This window comes from Fictibacillus phosphorivorans (assembly GCF_001629705.1).
Lineage (GTDB): Bacteria > Bacillota > Bacilli > Bacillales > Fictibacillaceae > Fictibacillus > Fictibacillus phosphorivorans_A.
On record NZ_CP015378.1, the window covers coordinates 4,111,179 to 4,131,773 of the forward strand.

Genomic DNA, 20,595 nt, shown 5'->3' on the forward strand with positions numbered 1-20,595 from the left:
TCTCCTTTAACGTTTGTTTTTAGCTGTTTTTAAGTTTTGCCCATTCTCTTTCAAAGTTGGTGAAAGGGTCATTGCTGTCGTTCTCATCTAATACCGCTGATTGGTTCCATTTCTTATAAACCACATAAAGAACATAGATCGCAACAGCGCCTAATATCGCAGGAAGGTTGCTAACAGCTACGCAAAGCCCAACTACTGATAGAGCACCCCACCAAAATTTCTTTCCTCCACTGTGTGCAGCCATCGCCTTCTTAAAGGCGTAATACATGACAGCCAGACCGATTCCAAGACCCACCATCGGGCCAAGATTTGCGATCAAAACGATTGCCGCGATTCCTCCAACTACAAGCAAGCCTAATTTTTTCATTTTGGCTTCCTCCTTTCGTATCTTTAGCTTACCTCCCTCAGCATTTTCTCAAAACTGGCCGTAGCTGTATCTTTAGATAAGCCTCGAGGCGTAGTGGGGTCTGACCCCACACAAATACAAACACCCCACTTTGTACAAGTGGAGTGGACACTAACATCTATCTGCGCGGTAATATCACCTAGGACGAGTATGATTGATTAGACAGGTTTCCACTTCTTATTTTTCTGCATAGGCTGAAGAGATAAATTGTAAGGGGTGGGTAGTTTTGAAACATAATGATTGCGGTGATGGCTTTCAACCGTTTGTTAGCCCTAATCCTAAGACGACATTTAATCCAATTCAGATTTCACCAACCATTGATCAAAGTTCATTTTTAAGTCCATTTACTAGCGTAATCGGTGATGTAAGGATTCAAGAGAACGTATATGTCGCACCACTCGTGAGTATTCGCGCAGATGAAGGAACGCCATTTTATATAGGCTCTGATACGAACCTTCAAGATGGCGTCATTCTACATGGATTAACCAATCAGTTCGTCAAAGTAGATGGCAGAAAGTATTCCATCTATATCGACAATGAAGTCTCTGTCGCGCATGGCGCTCTCGTTCACGGGCCGTGTTTTATCGGAGAAAAAGTTTTCGTAGGCTTTAAAGCGATCGTTTATAACGCAACAGTCGAGAAAGGAAGCTTTATTTCCTACAATGCCGTAGTTACGAACGGTGTGCGTATTCGAAAGAATCGGTTTGTCCCGCCTGGAGCTTATATCGATTCTCAAAAGAAAGCCGATGCACTTTCCCGAGTACCAACAGATGTAAAAGAGTTTGCGCGCGGCGTACAGGAAGTCAATCAAGAGTTCCCGGCTGCTTATCATCTATTGTTCGGTGATTCTCGATGTTCTTGCGGATTGGCTTACAATAATAACAGCAGCGAAGAAGAATCTGATTAAGAACGAAGTAAAAAAGGTAAGCAGCTTAAGGTTAAAAACAAACGTTAACCTCGCTACTTACCTTTTTACTTTATTCTCACACCAGTTAAGTACGCATTCCTGCTCACTGCGGTTGGTCTATTAAGAAATAATCCGGCTCAAATGAACCTTCTATCAGCTTTTCTTTCACCACTTGGGGATGCAGCACATACTCATTCAAATCCTCTAATGATACCCATTTAAAAACAAGCCGATCTGCTTCTAACACGGTAAATTCTTCACCATCATGAAGTGGCAACGGGTTTTCAGCTGTGATCTTAAAATATAATCCAACCTCGTGTATCTCTTTTTCTGCATATGTAAAAAAGTTTTCAACTGTCCATAAGAAACCATCAACCGTCACGTTCAAATCCAGTTCTTCTTTCATCTCTCGTTTTAAGCTCGATTTAGCATCTTCACCAAGTTTCACCCGTCCTCCAGGCAATGACCAATTTGTTTCTGCTTTCGCTCGATGCATGAGAACTCGACCTTCTTTAATCATAACGGCAGCCACACGATAATTAAAAACTTGATGTTCCACATGAAACACTGCGTCCATTTTATCTTCCCCCTTCTAGTTAGCTCCTTATTTTACCACTTCGAGCATTTTCAGTGAAAGCCATTCCATTTACAGGTACACTAATAAAAAATACGTAAATAAGGAGCTTGAGAAAATGTCTGTATACGATTTTTCAGTTGAAACGATCAAAGGCGAGAAAACGAACCTAGACACTTACAAAGGCGATGTGCTCTTAATTGTAAATACAGCAAGTAAATGCGGTTTTACCCCACAGTACAAAGGCCTTCAATCCATTTATGAGAGCCATAAAGAGGAAGGATTATCCGTACTTGGATTTCCGTGTAACCAATTTGGAGCTCAAGAACCCGGTTCAAGTGACGAGATCATGGAGTTCTGCGAGTTAAACTATGGGGTTAACTTCCCGATGTTTGCAAAAGTAGATGTAAACGGTGATGGAGCGCATCCTCTTTTTAAATATCTAGCGGCTGAAGCTCCTGGAATTTTAGGATCTAAAGCGATCAAATGGAACTTCACTAAATTTTTAGTAGACCGAAACGGACAAGTTGTTAAACGCTTCGCACCAACGGACAAGCCCGAAACCATTGAAAAACATATACAAGAACTTTTATAGCATCTAAAAAAAGCTGTTCAGAGAAACGACTCTCTGAACAGCTTTTGTTTAAAACATAAGGTGTGCCATTCCCACTACAATCGGAAGTGAGATGAATGTACGCAAGAAAAAGATAATAACTAGTTCTTTAAAGTTAACAGGAATCTTTGAAGCTAGCAGTAATCCGCCAACTTCAGACATATAGATCAATTGGATGACTGACATTGCCGCAATTACGAAACGAGTCAGTTCACTCTCAATTCCTGCTCCGATGATAGAAGGTAGGAACATATCTGCAAATCCGATTACGATCGTCTGCGCTGCATCTGATGCATATGGTACTTGCAGGAACTCTAAGATCGGTACAAAAGGTGCTCCTAGGTATGTGAAGAAAGGTGTGAACTCTGCTACCATCAGTGCAGATGTTCCGATCGCCATTACGATTGGAACTACACCCATCCACATATCAAGAACGTTCTGAATGCCTTCTTTTACTAACGGTGCCGCTTTTTTATTTTGATCAGCGCGTTCAACCGCCTTTTTAAGACCAAATCTAAAAGGTGTGTCACCCTCTGGAATCACTTCATCCGCTACATTTTCTTTTGCGCCTTCATAATACGTATCAGGCTTTCTAGATAGTGGCGGGATGCGCGGGATAATAATCGCACACACGAGCCCAGCTAATACAACCGTCAAATAATACGGAACGATCATGTGAGCGAGATCGACTTGAGCAAGAACAACAATTGCAAATGTGATAGATACAACAGAAAACGTTGTACCAATTACAGCTGCTTCACGTTTTGTATAATAACCTTCTTCATACTGCTTGTTTGTTAAAAGAACACCGATCGTTCCATCACCAAGCCATGATGCTAAACAGTCGATAGACGAACGTCCAGGCAGTTTAAAAACAGGTCGCATCACTTTTACGAGTAGAGCTCCACAAAGCTCTAATAAGCCGAAATTGAATAACAAAGGTAAGAACAGTCCGGCGAATAAGAACACCGAAAATAATACAGGAATTAAATCAAAGAGTAGAAGCTGTCCTGTATTTTCAGACCATACAGCTTCCGGCCCAAGCTTGAACAGCGTCATTACAGCAAAAACTAATCCTAATAAACGGATAAGCTGCCATACGATATTTACATTAAACAATGTGTTTAAAAACGGTTGGTTAATAATAGCTTTCGGTTTAAAAATGTACGTTCCTAGAGAACCTATAACCGTAATCGCTATGATAGCCGTCATGATTTTCGGAATATACGCGCCGATTCCATCCTGCAACATTCCAGCTAAAATGGCTACAGGTATAGTAATTTCCCCACTGTATGAGATAGGAATCATAAATAAGAATATACCGATCAAAGACGGAACAATAAATTTAATCAAACTAGAAGAATCTGTTCTTTTCATGTCATAATTCATTTGTTGCTTTGGTAAACCCATGATGTTATGCCTCTCTTTCTACGTTGTAAAGCGCTTTCATACACTTTTCATTTCCAAGTATATGTTTATTCTACAATTTTCGCAATATTGTAAGAAATGCTAGAATTCTTATAAAATACTAGTTTTTCTTTCCTTTTTTACTAAATCTCTAAACCTTTTTTGAGTTCAATAAGCTCGTCATCCCTTAAATAACGCCACTTCCCGACTTCCAATGCATGAAGATGTATATTCATAATACGTATACGCTCTAGCTTCTCCACTTCATACCCGAGTGTTTTACACATACGCCTAATCTGCCGGTTCAGTCCTTGCGTAAGTGTGATTCGGAAAACATACTTGCTTATGAGCTCTGTTTTCGCAGGTTTGGTTACTGAATCTAAAATGAAAACGCCTTGAGCCATTTTTTGAAGAAACAAATCAGTAACAGGTTGATTGACTGTCACCTCATATTCTTTCTCATGACCATAATCAGCCTGTGAAATCCGATTAGCTAACTCCCCGTCATTCGTTAATAAAATCAACCCTTGAGAGGCTTTATCTAACCTACCAACAGCAAATACGCGCTCTGATAGTTCGATGTACGCTAGAATGTTTCCATCAATCCCAGGATTAGAGGTGGTCGTGACTCCCACTGGTTTATTAAAAGCGAGGTAGACCGCTGACGTTTTTTGAGGAATGACTTTACCATCGATAAGGACAGTATCTGTTTCAAGTACAAAACTATCTTTGTTCGCGACCTCTCCATTAATAGAAATCCGACCATTCTTTAATAGTCGGTCCGTCTCTCTTCTAGAACAAAAACCCGTTAAACTTATATATTTATGAATGCGCATGCTAATCCTCACTTCAACGTTGTGAATATGCACAACGATTTATAATTATAACTCCAAATGAATATAATTTCGATAGTTTTTATAAATATCCATTATTTTTCACTTCTCTATTCATACTACCATTTTGTTTAAAGGTATTTATCTATGCTTGATCACCCGGAAATTAAACATCAAAAACTTTTTTAGTGAAATCCTTTTCAACTCTCTCACCGAACTTGTACTATGGAGGAGTAAAGGGAGGTCATTTTAAAATGGAACGTAGAGTATTATCCGAGTCAGAATTCGAAAAATCCATCCAGCTTTCTCAATATGCTTTTCAGTACATCGTAAAGAAAGAAGATCTGCCAAAACGGTATGAAATGATGAAGAGACAAGAAATCTGGGGAGAGTTTGAAAACGAAGAGCTTATTTCTAAGCTTCACATTCACTCTTTGGAAATCTCTATTGAAAATCAACGGTTTCCGATGGGTGGAATCGCAGGTGTAGCCACTTGGCCAGAGCATCGCCGAAAAGGATCGGTCACCCGTCTATTACAACAAGCACTTTTAAGAATGAAGGAGAATGGTCAAAGCATCAGCTTGCTTCACCCTTTCAATATCCAGTTTTATCGCCGTTTCGGCTGGGAACTCACAGCTTCAGTGAACAAATATACACTTAATAAAAGTGATTTCGTAAGATATGAAGATGTCCCTGGAACCATTTCCAGGTTAACGGAGAAGGACGGAAATGACTTACTGAACACGGTTTATGAGGGATGGTTCCGTAAATACAACCACCTCCTTGTTCGTTCCGACTATTGGTGGAACAATCATGTGTTTACAGAGGGCTTCAACCGTATCCTTTTTAAGGATGAAAACGGTGAACCTAAGGGATATTTATGCTGCAAGGTCGCAGACAAATTGATGGATGTTCAAGAGTTTGTCTATGTAAATGAGGATGCACGCAGAGCTCTTTGGAATTTCATCTGTCAACACGATTCGATGGTAGACAAAGTGAAAATCATTGCACCATCTAATGATCAGCTTCCGTTTTTATTGAATAATCCACGGATCCACCAAGAGCACTATCCATACTTTATGGCACGTATTGTGGATGTAGAAAGCTTTCTAAAGCAATACCCATTTAAGAACGTAGAAGGCAGTCTTACACTATCCATTACAGATGAAAAAGCAGAATGGAACAACGGTACATTCACAATCGATGCAAATGGCATCACGAGGGAATCAGAGACCGTAGCAGACGCATTGGCTATGGATGTACAAACGCTAGCAGCAGCACTTCTAGGGTCACAAAAGCCCCAGTTTCTATTTTCATGCGGAAAAATCAAAGGAAACCAAAAAGACGTAGAACGATTTGAAGAAATCATTACAAATAAGCCCGCAGCGTTTCTGGATTTCTTTTAATTAAGGATTTTATAAGTTTATCAGCTTACAAATCCTTGCCTTCTGCGACAGTTGATTGTAGAGGAAGGTGCGAGACTCCTGCGGGACAGGCTGGCAGGTGAGACACTTAAGAGTGAAACGTACAAATGTGGCTCACCGCCTGCCCCGCGGAAAGCGAGCAACCTGAAACGGAAATCAACAACTATCATAAGCTACAAAGGTATTCCTAAAAACAGGATTTCCAACCACAAGCCTTATCTCACAAGCCTTATCCACCATCGGATAAGGCTTATTTTAATTCAACATGTTTCAGGGAAAACTAAGAGGGAAAAGGATAAGTAGACCCTTTTCTAAAATAGGAGGTAATCATTCATGAGCGACAAAACAGATAAACAAAAACAATCCGAAGACATCGCAGAGAAAAACTTTGAACTTGATAAGAAAAACAAATCAAAGACAGATAAGGACTTAGAAACGGTTCACGATCAGATCAACGATACATTTAACGAAGGTACCATTGATCAAAAAGAACAGAATAAAAATGAAAAGAAGCATAAATAGCAAAAAAGCCTCTCATTTTCGAGAGGCTTTTTCTTATGACGTTCTAAATGAGTCTGGAAACTGCTTCATGATGCCATTCGTGATTTCATCAGCAAACATCACCATATGGTTCTTATTCTTATCAAAGATCACAATTTCACCAGCGTAATCTTTTTTAAGCCTTGCAACAGCTTCATCACTGACATACTTCAAATGTGTATAAAGCATTTCTTTTACTTGTTGCTCTGACCAGTTTGGATTGGCTTTACTCATAAATTTAGCTATATCATCAGCGTTACGGTACCAATTTTTATTAATTGTTGCTGCTTTTGCTGTATCGCCTTGTTTCACGGCATCCACCAACTGCCCTGCGATTACAATATGCTCTGTTAATAATTTTCCGAGTTCGTTCCCGGCTTTATCTCCATAATAAGGCTTAATGGAGTTACCAATATCTGTTTGATTCTGTAATAGTCTCTTTAACACAGCCTCTTGATCTTTGGCTCCTTCAGTAGCACTCACGATGTAGCTTCTCGTCCAATAAACATGGTCTTTCCACAGTCTTCTTTGCAACGAATACAAATCGATCGCGTTTTGGTTAAAACACGGTCCTTGCACTCGTTGTTTTGGCTTTGCTTCTGCTGTTAAGGATGAAGCAAAAATCGGAAACGCTATGGTAAGCACCATAATCATGGTTAGTATTTTTCGGTACATATGAAATCTCCTTTATGTTCGTATTCATATGTAGTTTGTATCGATCACATGATTTCATGCTTAGAAAATAAAAAAAGAACAGTAAACGTTAGCTTACTGTTCTTTCATCCTTATACTTGACGGTTCCAATGGCGGTGTACAGAAATAGCTTCCGTAAAGTTCTGTACGAAATCGTCTTTTCCATCTCCACTAACAACACCAGGCTGTCCAGTTAGTTCTGCTTCCTTCAACCATTGCTGACCTTCATGCGTACCACCAATCGGTTTAAAATGCGCGAAAGCTTCATTAACGAAGTGTACAGCATTCTTCTTAAACGTAGCATCCTCACTACCACCTACCACGTAGATCGCATCAAAGATAACAGAAGTCGCTGTTAAGAACGTATGCATGATCTCTAGTTCAGATCCATCACCTGCTGTTCGCTTCCCTAGCTTATCACTGATACATTCACCTTGAATGCCACTCTCTTTTAGTGATTGAAGGATTTCTGCCACTTCACTGCTTACAGTAGACCCAACGATCACTCCTACTTTTCTTGTTTTCGGGCTTTTCACCGTATTCAGCTGGCTTAGAGCTGGTGAAGACTTTGTAACCGAAGAATCTTCTCCTTGAGGAGGTACGGCATCGATCGCTTCTGCAAAAGTAGTCGCAAGCTCCAAGCTCACATTTCCAAACATATCTACGACTTGTTGTTGTACGGATTTACTCTTCACTTTACCGAGCTCAAAGCTAAAAGCATTCTTAAGATGCTGTTTTTCAGGCTCGCTCATACTATTCCAGAATAGAGTGGCTTGTGAGAAATGATCTTTAAAACTCTCGCTTCTGCTTCTGATTTTTCTTCCATCTACTTTTTCTTGATAATGAACATATCCACCTTCTGCTTCAGGAGTAGGTGACGGCGTATTCGCTGCAAGCGAATTCTTGTGATAGCTCACTTGCCCTCTATTGATCGTATGGCGTGAAATTCCGTCACGCTGATTGTTATGAAACGGACAAACCGGTCGATTGATCGGAAGTTCGTGGAAGTTTGGTCCACCAAGACGAGAAAGCTGTGTATCCGTATAGGAGAACAACCGCCCTTGTAAAAGTGGATCGTTAGAAAAGTCGATTCCAGGTACAACATGTCCTGGATGGAACGCAACTTGCTCTGTTTCGGCAAAAACGTTATCCACGTTACGATTTAACGTCATCTTTCCTACAAGCTTTACTGGCACATCCTCTTCAGGCCACAATTTCGTCGGATCTAAGATATCAAAATCAAAGTTAAATTCATCTTCTTCTGCAATAATTTGAAGTCCTAGTTCATACTCAGGGTAATCCCCATTTTCAATGGATTCCCATAGATCTCTGCGGTGAAAATCCGGATCTTTCCCTGAGATCTTTTGTGCTTCATCCCATACGAGTGAATGTGTTCCTAAGACTGGCTTCCAGTGAAACTTCACAAAATGCGCTTTTCCTTCGTCATTCACAAGTCTGAACGTATGAACGCCGAACCCTTCCATCATACGAAAGCTTCTCGGAATCGCTCGGTCTGACATCGCCCACATTACCATATGCGCGGACTCTTGATTATTGGCTACAAAATCCCAAAACGTATCATGTGCGCTTGCTGCTTGCGGCATCTCGTTATGCGGTTCTGGTTTTAACGCATGAACCAAGTCAGGAAACTTAATCGCATCTTGAATGAAGAAAACCGGAATGTTGTTTCCAACAAGATCGTAGTTTCCTTCTTCCGTATAAAATTTCGTCGCAAAACCGCGCGCGTCACGCACTGTTTCAGCAGATCCACGTGAACCAGCTACGGTTGAAAAACGGACGAATGTTGGAGTTGTTTTAGAGGTATCATTTAAAAAATTTGCTTTCGTAAATTCTCCTAATGACTCATATAATTCAAACTCACCATGAGCTGCGAATCCACGAGCATGTACGATACGCTCTGGAATTCGTTCATGGTCAAAGTGAGTCATTTTTTCCCGAAAATGAAAATCTTCCATAAGTGTCGGACCACGTTCTCCTGCTTTTAGCGAGAATTCGTCTTCAGCAACTTTTAACCCCTGATTGGTCGTTAACTTTTTGCCTTTGTCATCTGCACGATACTGTTCCAGCTGCACGTTCTTGCTGTTGCCGTTCACTTTGTTCTGATCGCTCATTTAACTAATCCTCTCCATTATGTATTTTCACATCACAAAGAGACCTTTCCCTACCTGTGTTGGAAGCAAACTGATTTTTAATAAAAGTTCTACTCCTTGAAAGTTAAAATAGTTGCTGTTTCATGTACCGAAACCGATCGTTTCATATACCTAGAGGGGTATTATTTCATTTTAATCCTGAAGTTTAAGGAGCCAATCCAGAAATTTCGGCTGTTTATCCACGAGATTAGTCGCTCAATCCAAAAGTTTTAGTCGTTTATCCGCAAGTTTACAATCCTCGACAAATTTCGCCTACCTATTTCTCTCACATACCCCATACCATGAAAGCTTACTTTAATAAAAAAACGCAGCTGATCCCTCAGCTACGCTTTCTAGTTACTTATTCATATGTGCCAGGAAATCTCCAAGCAGATCTTCCATTTCCTGCTCTGGGCTTTGTGTTTCTTCTTTTTCTTCAGGCTCATCTCGCTTTGCACTGTTCCAATCGAATTGACTGAGATCATCATCGTCAAAATCATCGGTTGAGTGTTCGGTTTCAGGTGGATTCTCATACTGATCCAATGAATCCACATCGCGCGCTACATTTTCCTGCAGATATAGGGCCTGGTCTATATCGGTTGAGTTGCTATTTAAAGCCGCAAGTAAAGATGCTGTTCTTACAGGATTAGATATAAGCTGATACAAAATATTGCCTAACAAGGCCTCTGAATGTTCATGCTTCAACCAATCACGCTGCATCTTACTTAAATTTTTCGGCAACGGTATAGTAATCGTCTCTCGATCTTTTTGGATGTCTTGTCCAACACCTTGAAGTACATACTCTGAGATCTTGCTCGAAAAATTGCGCCTCTCCGTCTCTTTCAGCTTTTGAAGCTGTTTGATGACGTGATCTGGGGTGTCAGAGGGGATACGAAAAGCAATCGTTTTACCTCTTGTAATCTCATTGGATGCTTTTTTGTCCATTTCATCACCCTTGTTTAAGCTTTAACGGCTTTTTTGTCTTTATCCTCGCTCTTTTTCTCTTTTGGCGCAGTTCTTCTTAAGTGATCAGAGATCAGCTTATAATACGCGTTTGCCATCATCCAGATGCTTTCTTTTTCATCTTCAAAAAAGTCGATGTTGTAGCCATCTAGGTTATTGTTTAGCGTCTTAATATAGTCTTTGAGTACCGCAGATCCTCCACCTACAAAATAGCAGATTTCAGTTTGCGAATTCTTTTGCCATACGTTGCGAAGAAGACGGTATTGCTTTTTCGCCAAGTCGACTAGAATACGATCCGTAATGTCATGAACACTCGTACGGCTTCCACGCACCATGATGTGGTTGCGGTTCGTCTTCTTCGTAATGATATCTACTACATCACGTCGGCTATCTAATTCCACGCCATGCTTAGAGCGGATTTCTTCTCTAATTTGCTCTAGCGCTTCAGAAACACCAAGGTTAAAGCCTTGAGCTTTATCATCATCAACGTTTCTATTCTTGATCACTGCGATATCTGTAGAAAGTCCGCCAATATCTTGAATAAGAATAGGCTTGTCGATCAGATCTTTATTCGTAATATTTAGATCGTTATCCATAACTAGGTTAATAAAAGCTGCGAATCCTTCTGGATACACTTTTACTTCTTCAAACTTTAAGTTTACTTTAATTCCTTGATACTTAGGTGTTACTAAGAATTCTACTTGGTGAACAGATCCTAGTAGTTTTGAACGATATCCAGCATCCTTACCTTCTTTCACTTCGCGTAGAGGAAGGCCTGTACCTAAAATGTAGCTTGTATCAATCACATTGTTGTTTTTCGTAAATGTTTTAGCATTATCTTCATTTACAGCATCAAGAGCTAATGCAGCAAAAAGCATGATCAATGTTTGATCTTCTTCTGATTTACTGCTTCCTGGATCTAATTCAGTAGAGTTATCGCTCTTAGCAGCAAGCTGACCTACACGATAAATAACATTGTTTTCTTTTAGGGCAGGGGAGTGAACTCTAATATGTATGCCTTCTAAAGGATCTTTGCTGTCTAACTCCTCAATCCCGATAACAGGACGATCCTCAATATCTCTAGCAATTACGTTAGGGATGTTTAATTCATGTTCTAATGTACCGAAAATTCCTTTTAGTGAATCGTTACCTACATCAACTGCAGCAATTCTAGAATTACTCATGGGCGTACATCCTTTCTTTTTTCAAATCTATATTTTGTTGCTATATAAATAGATTAGAGGGTTAATTGAAATTAAACAATGCCTATTTTTCTTTTTAATACATTTGTAAACACGCAAACATTTTCTGTAAACTTGTAAACATCATTGCAAACAAACCACTTAATATTAAACAAACCCTTATATATCAACATGTAAACAACTTTGCAAACTTGCAAACAATTAAGCAAACAATTGTAAACGTATTTGTAAACTTGTAAACAAAAATGTTTGCATCCAAAAAATAGGTCCTTAAAATACCTCTCCCCTACTCCTCTTACATGTTGATTATATTATTTTAGATAGGGAAATCATGATTTATAATCTATCTTATAAAATTGAGGTGATCGTCTTGATGCTTTCATTAGATAAACAACATGATCCACTTACAAACAAAAACTTAATAAAACAAATAAGAAAGAAACATGCTCATACAGAATCTATTGATTTAAAAACTTCAGAGAATCTGTTTAAAGATTCGTCTAAAAAATATAATGCACAGCAAAGAAATTCTCTTGAATGGATCAAATACGCGACAAAAAGCATGGTAATAAAAAGAGCTCCCTATTACGACGTTGATACCACGGATTGGGAAAAAGACGAGCAAGACAATATCTATCCAAGATGGATCTTAAAGCTAAATGGGCAGTACGAGATGCTTTATCGTTATATAAAAGAGGAAGTGAACGTATTAGATTATGGAGCAGTTGGGGACGGAATAACTGATAATACGGAGGCTTTTAAAAAAGCAATCGGAAAAGGAAGAGTCATTGTACGGATTCCAGCAGGAAAATTCATAACAAAAGGCATCAAATTGCCTTCTTGGACGATACTTTTAGGGGAAGGAAAAGGGAAAACGACCCTACAACTGCATGATGATTGTCCTAAAGGAGAATGGCTGATCACGAACAAGAATCACTATAAAGGTAACCGAAACATAGCCGTAAAAGGAATGACTCTAGATTGGAACATTGAACGCCTAAATCCTGAAGAAAAATCAAGTGCAGGAAACAATCGATCAAGCTGTATGACCTTCGCAAACGTCACTTATGGATGGATGTTTGACCTAGAAGCTGTTAATCCAGGGCTGCACGGGTTTGATGTGTCTTCTTCGCTATATACTTACCTCGGGGACGGTACTCGTTCAAGAGGAGGAAGTAAATACATCTGGTTAGACAATCTCAATGGCTACGGCTTTGGGGATGATGGTATTACCACACACCACAGTGAGTATATCTTTATTTCGAATTCCCATATGTGTGACCCCAGCGGAAGGTCCCATAAGAAAGGATTTTCGAACTCTAATGGCATTGAAATCGATGACGGTTCTCATAATGTTTGGCTACTAAACAACTCAACAGCACGCTGCTTTGGAGGTGTTGAGATTAAAGCACATCATAACGCTTCTGCCGCTTCAAACGTACACATCTATGGTCACTTATCCGTAAATGATAACCGATCCTACAACTTTCGTCATATCGGCCATCATAAGGATATAGATCCTGAATCGAAAACAGCTCATCATATCTCTGCAACTAATCTCTTTAGCATCGCTCCTATTTATACTGAGCTCTATAAAGAATCAACACCTCGTAGCCTTGTGGTATCAGGATATAACCATGTTGTTATCAATGGTTTAACGGTACTCGGTGATCGGACATATAACTATGATGGACACCCGCTAATCGCCATTCAATATCGTGCTCACAACGTCATTCTGAACGATGTTGTCGTAAAAGATTTTACAACCTCTGGACCTGCAGTAAAAGTATACGGAGGACCGCATCGGGCCAATGATGTAACGCTAAAAGGCATTCGTTGCGATCACCATATTATTAAGGCGATAGATATTGCTTCAGACATCGAGAAAGCTGTAACTGATGAGATTGTTATTGAAAAAGAGACATCTAGCAGTACCTAGATGTCTCTTTCCCTTTGTTATAGCGCTTTTTCAAGTTGAATGTCTAATGGCTCTCTTTTGAAGATACACTCAATCACTTCTTCGGCTGGAGAACACCCTACAGCACTATAAAACGATTGTGATTCAATAGACGGATGCGCTGCGATATAGAGTTTCTTACCACCAAACCTCTTCGCTTCTTGGCAGCAAAGAGAAAAAAGCTTCTTCCCTATCCCCATACCCCGTATCTCATTTGTGACATGTAGGTATGGCAGCTCTACATATTGCGCTTCGGAACCAAAGCGTTCACTTTCAATATTCGCAAAGCCCACTAACTGCTTCTGTAGCCATGCTGCCACAACCACTCCCCCGCTGCTTAAACATCTTCTTAACTCTTCGATGACCTGAATCTTCCTTTCAGGCGACCAGTCATCCATAAAATAATCATCCTTAACTTTGTAGGATTTATCCTCTACATACCATACTTGTTTTGTTACTTGATATCGATTGAATTCGTTTAAAAAATCATCCGTTAGTTCCATAACGCCTACTACCCTACACGTGACAAGGTTCTTCATTTAGATCCCTCACTTAGTGATCTTCCCTCTCGATAGAAAGACCTTCAATATGTCGCTTATTCATGGAATTGTTCTTTTTCCTATTTTCTTTTGATTCAAATACAATGTCCATATCATAATTGTCTGGATACAGCATTTTACTCTCAATATGAAGTTTTAATCGCTTTTTGTGAATGATATGCTTACTTTCTCCAACCAATACACCTAGTTCTCCATGATCATTCTCTAGCTTGTAAACAATTCCTGCCGCTTTAAGACTTGATACAAATACGCGATCTCCAATATGAAAAACTTCTCCTAGCTGTTCTCCCGTTTTTAGTGGTTTCTCCTGATATTTTTTCACTTTTGACTGAGCTTTATCACGCAAGTTCTTATGTTGGATAAATTCATCTGTGGAAAACATAGAACTATCATCTTTATCCACATGTGGATAACTTTCTTTTCCTGAGATGAGTTGTGCACGGTGGATAATTTCATCGTCCATCCCCAATTTCTTTGCGATCGAGAAAGCCTGACTCTTACCTGCTTTACCTATAATTAGAGAATACGTAGGTTGAAGCGTCTCAAGATTAAAATCCATCGATCCGTTTTCAAATCCAGGTGTAACGGAAGCAAATTCTTTTATTTCACTATAATGAGTGGTTGCTAAAATCATACTTCCTTTGCTGTACAATCTCTCAAGGATAGCAACGGCAAGCCCCATTCCTTCAGAAGGATCCGTTCCTGCACCTAGTTCATCTAAAATGACTAAATCCTGTGGTCCTGCATCTTTTAAAATGGAAATAATCGTTGTCATATGAGAAGAAAACGTACTTAAAGATTGTTCGATGCTTTGCCCATCTCCGATATCAACAAAAACGTCTCTAAATACGGCAAATTCACTTCCTTCATCAACAGGTACGTGGAGCCCTATTTGAACCATTAGAGTTAATAAACCAACTGTTTTGATAGCTACCGTCTTTCCACCCGTATTAGGTCCAGTGATGATGAGTGACTGATAGTTTATGCCAAGATTAAAATGCAGTGGTACACATTTTTCACCGATCAGAGGATGTTTGCCGTTAACAATCTTTATTCTGTTCTCTTGATTTAACGCTACTGATTTCGCATCTAACGTTCTGCTATACTTCGCTTTTGCAAAGATAAAATCGTAATGAATCATCGCTTCGATCGTAATGTGCAATTCCCTCTCATAACTCGCAACCATACCTGTTAGCACGCCTAGAATCATAGAGATCTCGATCTCCTCTTCCGCTCTAAGCATACTGATCTCGGTTTGAAGTTTACGAATATCATGAGGTTCTATATACACGGTAGCGCCACTTGAAGAACTATCGAGTACTTGACCGTCAATATTACGCTTATATTTGCTCTTAACAGGAATAACATAACGACCATCTCTCATGGAAACGATCTGATCTTGCAGCATATCACGGTAAACAGAGGACTTCATCATATTATCAAGCTTGGATTTAATTCTTTCTTCGACAACGGTGATCTTTTTTCTTACTTTCAACAAAGCTTTACTAGCATGGTCATCGACTCTACCGTTACGAATACAACGGTAGATTTCTTCTTTTAGATCACTTAGGTCAAACATAGAATACGCATAAGAAGATACGCTGGGTCCTACAGAAGCCTTGTCTTTCATAAATCGCTGCATTCGGCTCACGTTTTCTAAAAGTCCAAAAATTAATGTGAGTTGTTCAGGGGATAGATTCAATCCCTTTTTCGGTATCTCTAAAACTTGCTCCAAACCGTTGAGATTAGCGATAGGAACACTGGCACTCTTCTCTAAAATGCGTTTTGCCTCTGTCGTATCGAGCATCCATGATTGAATCACAGACAGGTTTGAAGAAGGTTGGAGCTTTTCTATTTGTTCTTTTGTAGCTTTATTTAATGCATGAGATGCAAGTTGCTCTTTAATCTTGTTATATTCAAGCATGTTTATGGTTTGTGTATTCAATGGAACGACCTCCAAAATTTTTAATAGCAAAAACAAATTACTTTTTAAGTCTGTTTTTTTATCCCCTCCTCATAACAGAGGCCAGGAACTGCCAATAAAAAAAGACAGAAATGAACATGTCATTTCTGCCTCATAGATAGACTTCACCCTAAAAAATGCATAAAAAAATCGGCTCATAAGAAGAGTCCGAAGCATCATGGGATTTAGTATGATGGCTTGTATCTGACCGCTGTTCTTAACTATTGGTGGCAAACAAAAGACATAGCAAATAAACCGGATAATCCGTTTCATTTTTTCTTTTGTAGACCGATATCCAAATTGTTTTAGTTAAGAACGACAACGCTCACAAACACACCATCCCTTCCATTGAATTACCATCATCATATGTAATTGTTTTACATTTGTCAACTTAATAAAAAGAGACCAGTTGAAAAAACCGGTCTCTTTTCATTAGGCTGTTTTCGAATTCAATGCTGCTTTTGAAATATATAATTGGACAGATTATGGGCTGAAATGGACAGATTACGGTGCAGATTGGACAGATTATGTGAGCAATTGGACAGATTATGTGAGCAATCGGACAGATTAATCTTCGAATCAGACAGATTACCGTCACCATCAACAAAACTACCTCTACATAGAATCAGTTTTAATGCGTAGACAGGCATATGGTAAGCGGGCAAACACCTCAAAGTGTGCTTACTGTCAGCTTTTTAGAAAATACTGTCCACTTTTTGAGTTTTACTGTCCACTCTCGATGAAATACTGTCCACTTTTACACATTTACTATCGACTTCGCCATTTTTACTGTCCACTTCCATTCACCACGCACTTTTAGGAGTAAACAGCCTTCCATTAAGACTTAATCGATTGATCTTTATCCTTCTTGATCTGTTTACTTCTCAACTGGCCGCAGGCTGCATCGATATCTGTACCATGCTCTTGACGAATCTTACAGTTGATTCCGTTCTTCTTGAGCGTATCATAAAACGCTAGAACCGATTCTTGGTCACTTCGCTGATACTGGCTATGCTCATCGACTGGGTTATATGGAATTAAGTTAATATATGTTTTTTTCTTTTTATCTTGGAAAAGAGCTGCAAGTTCTACTGCTTCTTCTACATGATCATTTACATCTTTTAATAGAATGTATTCGATCGTAATTCTACGATTTGTTTTCTCGATATAGTAGTTGATCGCATCCATCAGCTTTTCAACAGGGAAAGCTCGGTTGATCTTCATAATTTTTGTACGCAGTTCATTGTTCGGTGCGTGAAGAGATAATGCAAGATTGACTGGGATGTTCACATCTGCAAACTCGTACATTTTGTTCACGATCCCGCTTGTTGAGACAGTGATATGCCTTGAACCGATCGCTAGACCTTTTTGATCGATCATGATTTTAAGGAAATCAATCATGTTTTGGAAGTTATCGAAAGGCTCACCGATTCCCATAACAACGATATGACTTACCTTTTCTCCTTCGCCTGCAGCGTCTAAATGATGCTGCACGTTCATGATCTGCTCTACAATTTCCCCACTTGATAGATCCCGTGTTTTCGTTAACAGACCACTTGCGCAGAAACTGCATCCGATGTTGCAACCGACTTGAGTGGTTACACAAACAGATAAACCGTATTTATGTCTCATCAGCACGGTTTCGATCAAATTGCCATCATTCAATTTGAATAGAAATTTAACTGTCCCATCAGAAGCTTCCTGCTTAACGTGCTCCCGAAGCGTTTGAATCGTAAAGTTTTCGGTTAATAATTCAATACAGTCTGCTTTAATATCGATCATTTCCGTAAAAGCGGTTACCCGTTCTCTATATAAATAGTTCCATACTTGTGCTGCACGATATGGTTTATAGCCATGCTGTCCAAGCCATTCTGTAAGTTGTTCAATCGTTAATCCATAAATGGAATTTTTGTTCATGTAAAAAGACCTCTTTTCACTACCTGTAAACTTATTCTTCTATAGTACTAAAAATTTCACTATGTACACAATGGTTGAAACTCTTTCCCAGCACCTTACAATTTTTTTGTTTTTTTGTGCATACTACGTAAGTAAATTTCCGCACTACTTTTATACACCTTTTATAACCGATTTATGCATAGATATAAGCCATTATGCCTACATAGGGTGTAATTTCCATTTACGTATGCATAAGAACCTGTAATAATAGATAAGCCGAAAACTTTTGACAATAATAAATATTTCAAAGTATTATATTTAATGTACTAAGAGGAGGTTGTCATATGTCAGACATCAATAGACAGAAAATTGTGGATAGTGTCCCGCAAAAAGGATTCTTTGGACACCCTAAAGGTTTATTCACTCTTTTCTTCACAGAGTTTTGGGAGCGCTTTTCTTACTACGGAATGCGTGCAATCCTTATTTACTACATGTACTATGAAGTTTCAAAAGGTGGTCTAGGCTTAGAAGAGTCCACTGCACTCGCAATCATGTCCATTTATGGTTCACTTGTATATATGTCCGGTGTAATCGGTGGTTGGTTAGCAGACAGAGTTTTTGGTACATCTAGAGCGTTATTCTATGGTGGTATTTTGATCATGATTGGTCATATCGTCCTAGCTGTATTACCAGGCGATCTGACTATGCTGTTTATTTCCATGGTCTTTATCGTTATTGGTACAGGTTTACTTAAACCTAACGTATCCAGTGTTGTGGGTGATATTTATGCTCCTGGCGATACTCGTCGTGATGCAGGTTTTAGTATCTTCTACATGGGGATCAACCTTGGTGCTTTCATCTCTCCATTAATCGTTGGGGAAGTTGCTAAAAAGAGCTTCCACTTAGGTTTCGGTATCGCAGCAGTCGGTATGTTATTAGGACTAATCGTATTTGCGCTAACGAAGAAAAAGAATCTTGGGCTTGCAGGTACGTATGTGCCTAACCCATTAACTCCAGCTGAGAAGAAGAAAGTATCAATCATCGTTGGTATTTCTGCCGTTGTACTAGCTGTTATCTTAGGAACAACCATTCCAGCAGGTATTTTCACACTTGATGTATTCATTACATTAGTCGGTATTTTTGGTATCGCGATTCCTACCATCTACTTTGTGGTTATGTATCGTAGTCCAAAAACAACTTCAGATGAGCGTTCACGAATTATTGCGTACATTCCGCTATTCATCGCTGCTGTTATGTTCTGGGCGATCCAAGAACAAGGTTCAACGATTCTTGCAGCTTATGCGGACAAGCGTACAGATTTAACATTTGCAGGACTAGAGATTTCACCAGCTTGGTTCCAATCTCTTAATCCTTTATTCATCATTACTCTTGCTCCACTATTCGCATGGATGTGGGTAAAACTTGGTACACGTCAACCGTCTGTACCTAAGAAATTTGCACTAAGCTTATTATTTGCTGGATTATCTTTCTTAGTTATTCTTCTTCCTGCTTACTTTGGTGGAGAAGATTCACTAGTAAGTCCATTATGGTTAGTGCTTAGTTACTTTATCGTTGTTATCGGTGAGCTTCTATTGTCTCCAGTAGGACTTTCTGCAACAACGAAGCTTGCTCCAGCAGCGTTCTCTGCACAAACAATGAGCTTATGGTTCTTAGCAAGTGCAGCTGCACAAGCGATCAACGCACAAATCGTTAAGTTCTATTCTGCAGAAACAGAAATGATGTACTTCGGTACGATCGGTGGAGCTGCGATTGTGTTATCACTAATCCTATTTGTCATCTCACCTAAGATCCAAGAGAAGATGAAAGGTATTCGTTAATCTTAAATGTAAAACCACTAATGTAATGGTCCTCCATTGCGTCAGTGGTTTTTTTCTTAGATGTAGTTGATCTCCGTTTCAGGTGCTCGCTTTCCGGGGGGCGTGCGGTGAGCCTCTTAGTGGCTTGCACTATTAAGAGTCTCACCTGTCACACTGATCCCCCAGGAGTCTCCCACCTTACACTCCAATCAACTTGTCAATGATGCCTTTGTAAGCATGAACGACATGCTTTATGACTTAATCTTTTACAAAAAAAAAGAAGCTTAGCAACTAAGCTTCTTCCTTCTTAATTCATCCATCCATGCAACAATCCAAGTAGGGTGAAAATCACTAGGTGATCTCCGATTGCAATGATAAAAGACTTTCTTGTCAGTAGACCAAAAAGTTTGTTTTTATAATAGACCATCGTAATTATGATCCCTATGATGAACCCAACCATGAGTCCTTCTGCTGCACTTTCAGCTCCCATTAAGCCGATAAGATAAGACATTAGAAATGAGCTGACAAAGGCAACGATTACAGAAAAAATGTATTTAAAAGGTCCTGTCTCACCATTATCCTTTTTCTTACCGAGTATCGTTGAATAGTAGATCCCTCCGTAAATCATATATAAAAGTCCCCCAGCGATAATCGCTGTTATGTTTATTTGTACTCCGTTTATTTCCATAA

18 protein-coding genes are annotated in these 20,595 nt (G+C 39.4%); 6 read left to right on the forward strand and 12 right to left on the reverse strand.

Features of this window, described 5'->3' with window-relative positions; genetic code table 11:
* Positions 1 to 19 precede the first annotated feature (19 nt).
* Complete coding sequence (locus tag ABE65_RS20815; RefSeq protein WP_066399336.1) at positions 20 to 367, reverse strand: lmo0954 family membrane protein; 348 nt, start codon at positions 365 to 367, stop codon at positions 20 to 22.
* Between the two features lie 265 nt (positions 368 to 632).
* Between ABE65_RS20815 and ABE65_RS20820 the strand changes: the two genes are divergently transcribed.
* Complete coding sequence (locus tag ABE65_RS20820) at positions 633 to 1,313, forward strand: LbetaH domain-containing protein (RefSeq protein ID WP_066399342.1); 681 nt, start codon at positions 633 to 635, stop codon at positions 1,311 to 1,313.
* Positions 1,314 to 1,416: 103 nt separating this feature from the next.
* On the opposite strand, the gene ABE65_RS20825 is transcribed toward ABE65_RS20820, so the two are convergent.
* Positions 1,417 to 1,890, reverse strand: a complete 474-nt coding sequence (locus ABE65_RS20825) for an NUDIX hydrolase (RefSeq protein WP_066399344.1) — start codon at positions 1,888 to 1,890, stop codon at positions 1,417 to 1,419.
* 115 nt (positions 1,891 to 2,005) lie between these two features.
* Between ABE65_RS20825 and ABE65_RS20830 the strand changes: the two genes are divergently transcribed.
* Entirely contained in the window at positions 2,006 to 2,482 is a 477-nt protein-coding gene (locus tag ABE65_RS20830) for a glutathione peroxidase (protein ID WP_066399347.1), read from the forward strand.
* 48 nt (positions 2,483 to 2,530) lie between these two features.
* Here the strand turns inward: ABE65_RS20830 and ABE65_RS20835 are convergent, their stop codons facing one another.
* Both ABE65_RS20835 and ABE65_RS20840 read right to left on the reverse strand, forming a co-directional pair.
* Complete coding sequence (locus tag ABE65_RS20835; RefSeq protein WP_231887835.1) at positions 2,531 to 3,910, reverse strand: YjiH family protein; 1,380 nt, start codon at positions 3,908 to 3,910, stop codon at positions 2,531 to 2,533.
* Positions 3,911 to 4,050: 140 nt separating this feature from the next.
* Positions 4,051 to 4,743: a pseudouridine synthase gene (locus ABE65_RS20840; RefSeq protein WP_066399348.1), complete on the reverse strand. Its 693-nt coding sequence runs from the start codon at positions 4,741 to 4,743 to the stop codon at positions 4,051 to 4,053.
* Between the two features lie 251 nt (positions 4,744 to 4,994).
* Between ABE65_RS20840 and ABE65_RS20845 the strand changes: the two genes are divergently transcribed.
* On the forward strand, positions 4,995 to 6,146 hold the full coding sequence (locus ABE65_RS20845) for a GNAT family N-acetyltransferase (protein WP_066399353.1): 1,152 nt from the start codon (positions 4,995 to 4,997) through the stop codon (positions 6,144 to 6,146).
* A 351-nt stretch (positions 6,147 to 6,497) separates the two neighbouring features.
* Positions 6,498 to 6,686, forward strand: a complete 189-nt coding sequence (locus tag ABE65_RS20850) for a YozQ family protein (protein WP_066399355.1) — start codon at positions 6,498 to 6,500, stop codon at positions 6,684 to 6,686.
* A 33-nt stretch (positions 6,687 to 6,719) separates the two neighbouring features.
* On the opposite strand, the gene ABE65_RS20855 is transcribed toward ABE65_RS20850, so the two are convergent.
* From ABE65_RS20855 to ABE65_RS20870, 4 genes are all read right to left on the reverse strand, one after another.
* Complete coding sequence (locus ABE65_RS20855) at positions 6,720 to 7,379, reverse strand: glycosyltransferase (RefSeq protein WP_066399359.1); 660 nt, start codon at positions 7,377 to 7,379, stop codon at positions 6,720 to 6,722.
* 110 nt (positions 7,380 to 7,489) lie between these two features.
* The gene (locus tag ABE65_RS20860) at positions 7,490 to 9,529 is read right to left on the reverse strand and encodes a catalase (protein ID WP_066399360.1); all 2,040 of its coding nucleotides are present in this window, start codon (positions 9,527 to 9,529) and stop codon (positions 7,490 to 7,492) included.
* Between the two features lie 375 nt (positions 9,530 to 9,904).
* Positions 9,905 to 10,492 carry a hypothetical protein gene (locus ABE65_RS20865; RefSeq protein ID WP_066399367.1) on the reverse strand — a complete coding sequence of 196 codons (588 nt, stop codon included), beginning with the start codon at positions 10,490 to 10,492 and terminating at the stop codon, positions 9,905 to 9,907.
* A gap of 14 nt (positions 10,493 to 10,506) precedes the next feature.
* Complete coding sequence (locus ABE65_RS20870) at positions 10,507 to 11,694, reverse strand: ParM/StbA family protein (protein ID WP_066399370.1); 1,188 nt, start codon at positions 11,692 to 11,694, stop codon at positions 10,507 to 10,509.
* A 391-nt stretch (positions 11,695 to 12,085) separates the two neighbouring features.
* On the opposite strand from ABE65_RS20870, the gene ABE65_RS20875 reads away from it, so the two are divergent.
* Positions 12,086 to 13,651 (forward strand): glycosyl hydrolase family 28-related protein, encoded by a 1,566-nt coding sequence (locus tag ABE65_RS20875; protein WP_066399373.1) that lies wholly within the window; start codon positions 12,086 to 12,088, stop codon positions 13,649 to 13,651.
* A 17-nt stretch (positions 13,652 to 13,668) separates the two neighbouring features.
* On the opposite strand, the gene ABE65_RS20880 is transcribed toward ABE65_RS20875, so the two are convergent.
* The 3 genes from ABE65_RS20880 to rlmN form a co-directional block, all read right to left on the reverse strand.
* A complete protein-coding gene (locus ABE65_RS20880; protein WP_066399376.1) occupies positions 13,669 to 14,208 on the reverse strand; it encodes a GNAT family N-acetyltransferase in 540 nt (179 codons plus the stop codon).
* A 13-nt stretch (positions 14,209 to 14,221) separates the two neighbouring features.
* Complete coding sequence (locus ABE65_RS20885) at positions 14,222 to 16,174, reverse strand: endonuclease MutS2 (RefSeq protein WP_082861540.1); 1,953 nt, start codon at positions 16,172 to 16,174, stop codon at positions 14,222 to 14,224.
* 855 nt (positions 16,175 to 17,029) lie between these two features.
* Positions 17,030 to 18,109, reverse strand: a complete 1,080-nt coding sequence (gene rlmN, locus ABE65_RS20890; protein WP_066399378.1) for a dual-specificity RNA methyltransferase RlmN — start codon at positions 18,107 to 18,109, stop codon at positions 17,030 to 17,032.
* A 323-nt stretch (positions 18,110 to 18,432) separates the two neighbouring features.
* Between rlmN and ABE65_RS20895 the strand changes: the two genes are divergently transcribed.
* The gene (locus ABE65_RS20895; RefSeq protein ID WP_066399380.1) at positions 18,433 to 19,926 is read left to right on the forward strand and encodes a peptide MFS transporter; all 1,494 of its coding nucleotides are present in this window, start codon (positions 18,433 to 18,435) and stop codon (positions 19,924 to 19,926) included.
* A 286-nt stretch (positions 19,927 to 20,212) separates the two neighbouring features.
* On the opposite strand, the gene ABE65_RS20900 is transcribed toward ABE65_RS20895, so the two are convergent.
* Positions 20,213 to 20,593, reverse strand: a complete 381-nt coding sequence (locus tag ABE65_RS20900) for a DUF1761 domain-containing protein (protein ID WP_066399382.1) — start codon at positions 20,591 to 20,593, stop codon at positions 20,213 to 20,215.
* Positions 20,594 to 20,595 lie beyond the last annotated feature (2 nt).

Excerpts from the sequence above, each read along its gene's own strand:
- rlmN (WP_066399378.1), bottom strand. The coding sequence starts at position 18,109 with ATGAACAAAAATTCCATTTATGGATTAACGATTGAACAACTTACAGAA.
- ABE65_RS20825 (WP_066399344.1), bottom strand. The coding sequence starts at position 1,890 with ATGGACGCAGTGTTTCATGTGGAACATCAAGTTTTTAATTATCGTGTG.
- ABE65_RS20875 (WP_066399373.1), top strand. The coding sequence starts at position 12,086 with ATGCTTTCATTAGATAAACAACATGATCCACTTACAAACAAAAACTTA.
- ABE65_RS20835 (WP_231887835.1), bottom strand. The coding sequence starts at position 3,910 with ATGGGTTTACCAAAGCAACAAATGAATTATGACATGAAAAGAACAGAT.
- ABE65_RS20845 (WP_066399353.1), top strand. The coding sequence starts at position 4,995 with ATGGAACGTAGAGTATTATCCGAGTCAGAATTCGAAAAATCCATCCAG.
- ABE65_RS20900 (WP_066399382.1), bottom strand. The coding sequence starts at position 20,593 with ATGGAAATAAACGGAGTACAAATAAACATAACAGCGATTATCGCTGGG.
- ABE65_RS20880 (WP_066399376.1), bottom strand. The coding sequence starts at position 14,208 with ATGAAGAACCTTGTCACGTGTAGGGTAGTAGGCGTTATGGAACTAACG.
- ABE65_RS20850 (WP_066399355.1), top strand. The coding sequence starts at position 6,498 with ATGAGCGACAAAACAGATAAACAAAAACAATCCGAAGACATCGCAGAG.
- ABE65_RS20870 (WP_066399370.1), bottom strand. The coding sequence starts at position 11,694 with ATGAGTAATTCTAGAATTGCTGCAGTTGATGTAGGTAACGATTCACTA.
- ABE65_RS20815 (WP_066399336.1), bottom strand. The coding sequence starts at position 367 with ATGAAAAAATTAGGCTTGCTTGTAGTTGGAGGAATCGCGGCAATCGTT.
- ABE65_RS20830 (WP_066399347.1), top strand. The coding sequence starts at position 2,006 with ATGTCTGTATACGATTTTTCAGTTGAAACGATCAAAGGCGAGAAAACG.
- ABE65_RS20895 (WP_066399380.1), top strand. The coding sequence starts at position 18,433 with ATGTCAGACATCAATAGACAGAAAATTGTGGATAGTGTCCCGCAAAAA.
- ABE65_RS20840 (WP_066399348.1), bottom strand. The coding sequence starts at position 4,743 with ATGCGCATTCATAAATATATAAGTTTAACGGGTTTTTGTTCTAGAAGA.
- ABE65_RS20860 (WP_066399360.1), bottom strand. The coding sequence starts at position 9,529 with ATGAGCGATCAGAACAAAGTGAACGGCAACAGCAAGAACGTGCAGCTG.
- ABE65_RS20855 (WP_066399359.1), bottom strand. The coding sequence starts at position 7,379 with ATGTACCGAAAAATACTAACCATGATTATGGTGCTTACCATAGCGTTT.
- ABE65_RS20865 (WP_066399367.1), bottom strand. The coding sequence starts at position 10,492 with ATGGACAAAAAAGCATCCAATGAGATTACAAGAGGTAAAACGATTGCT.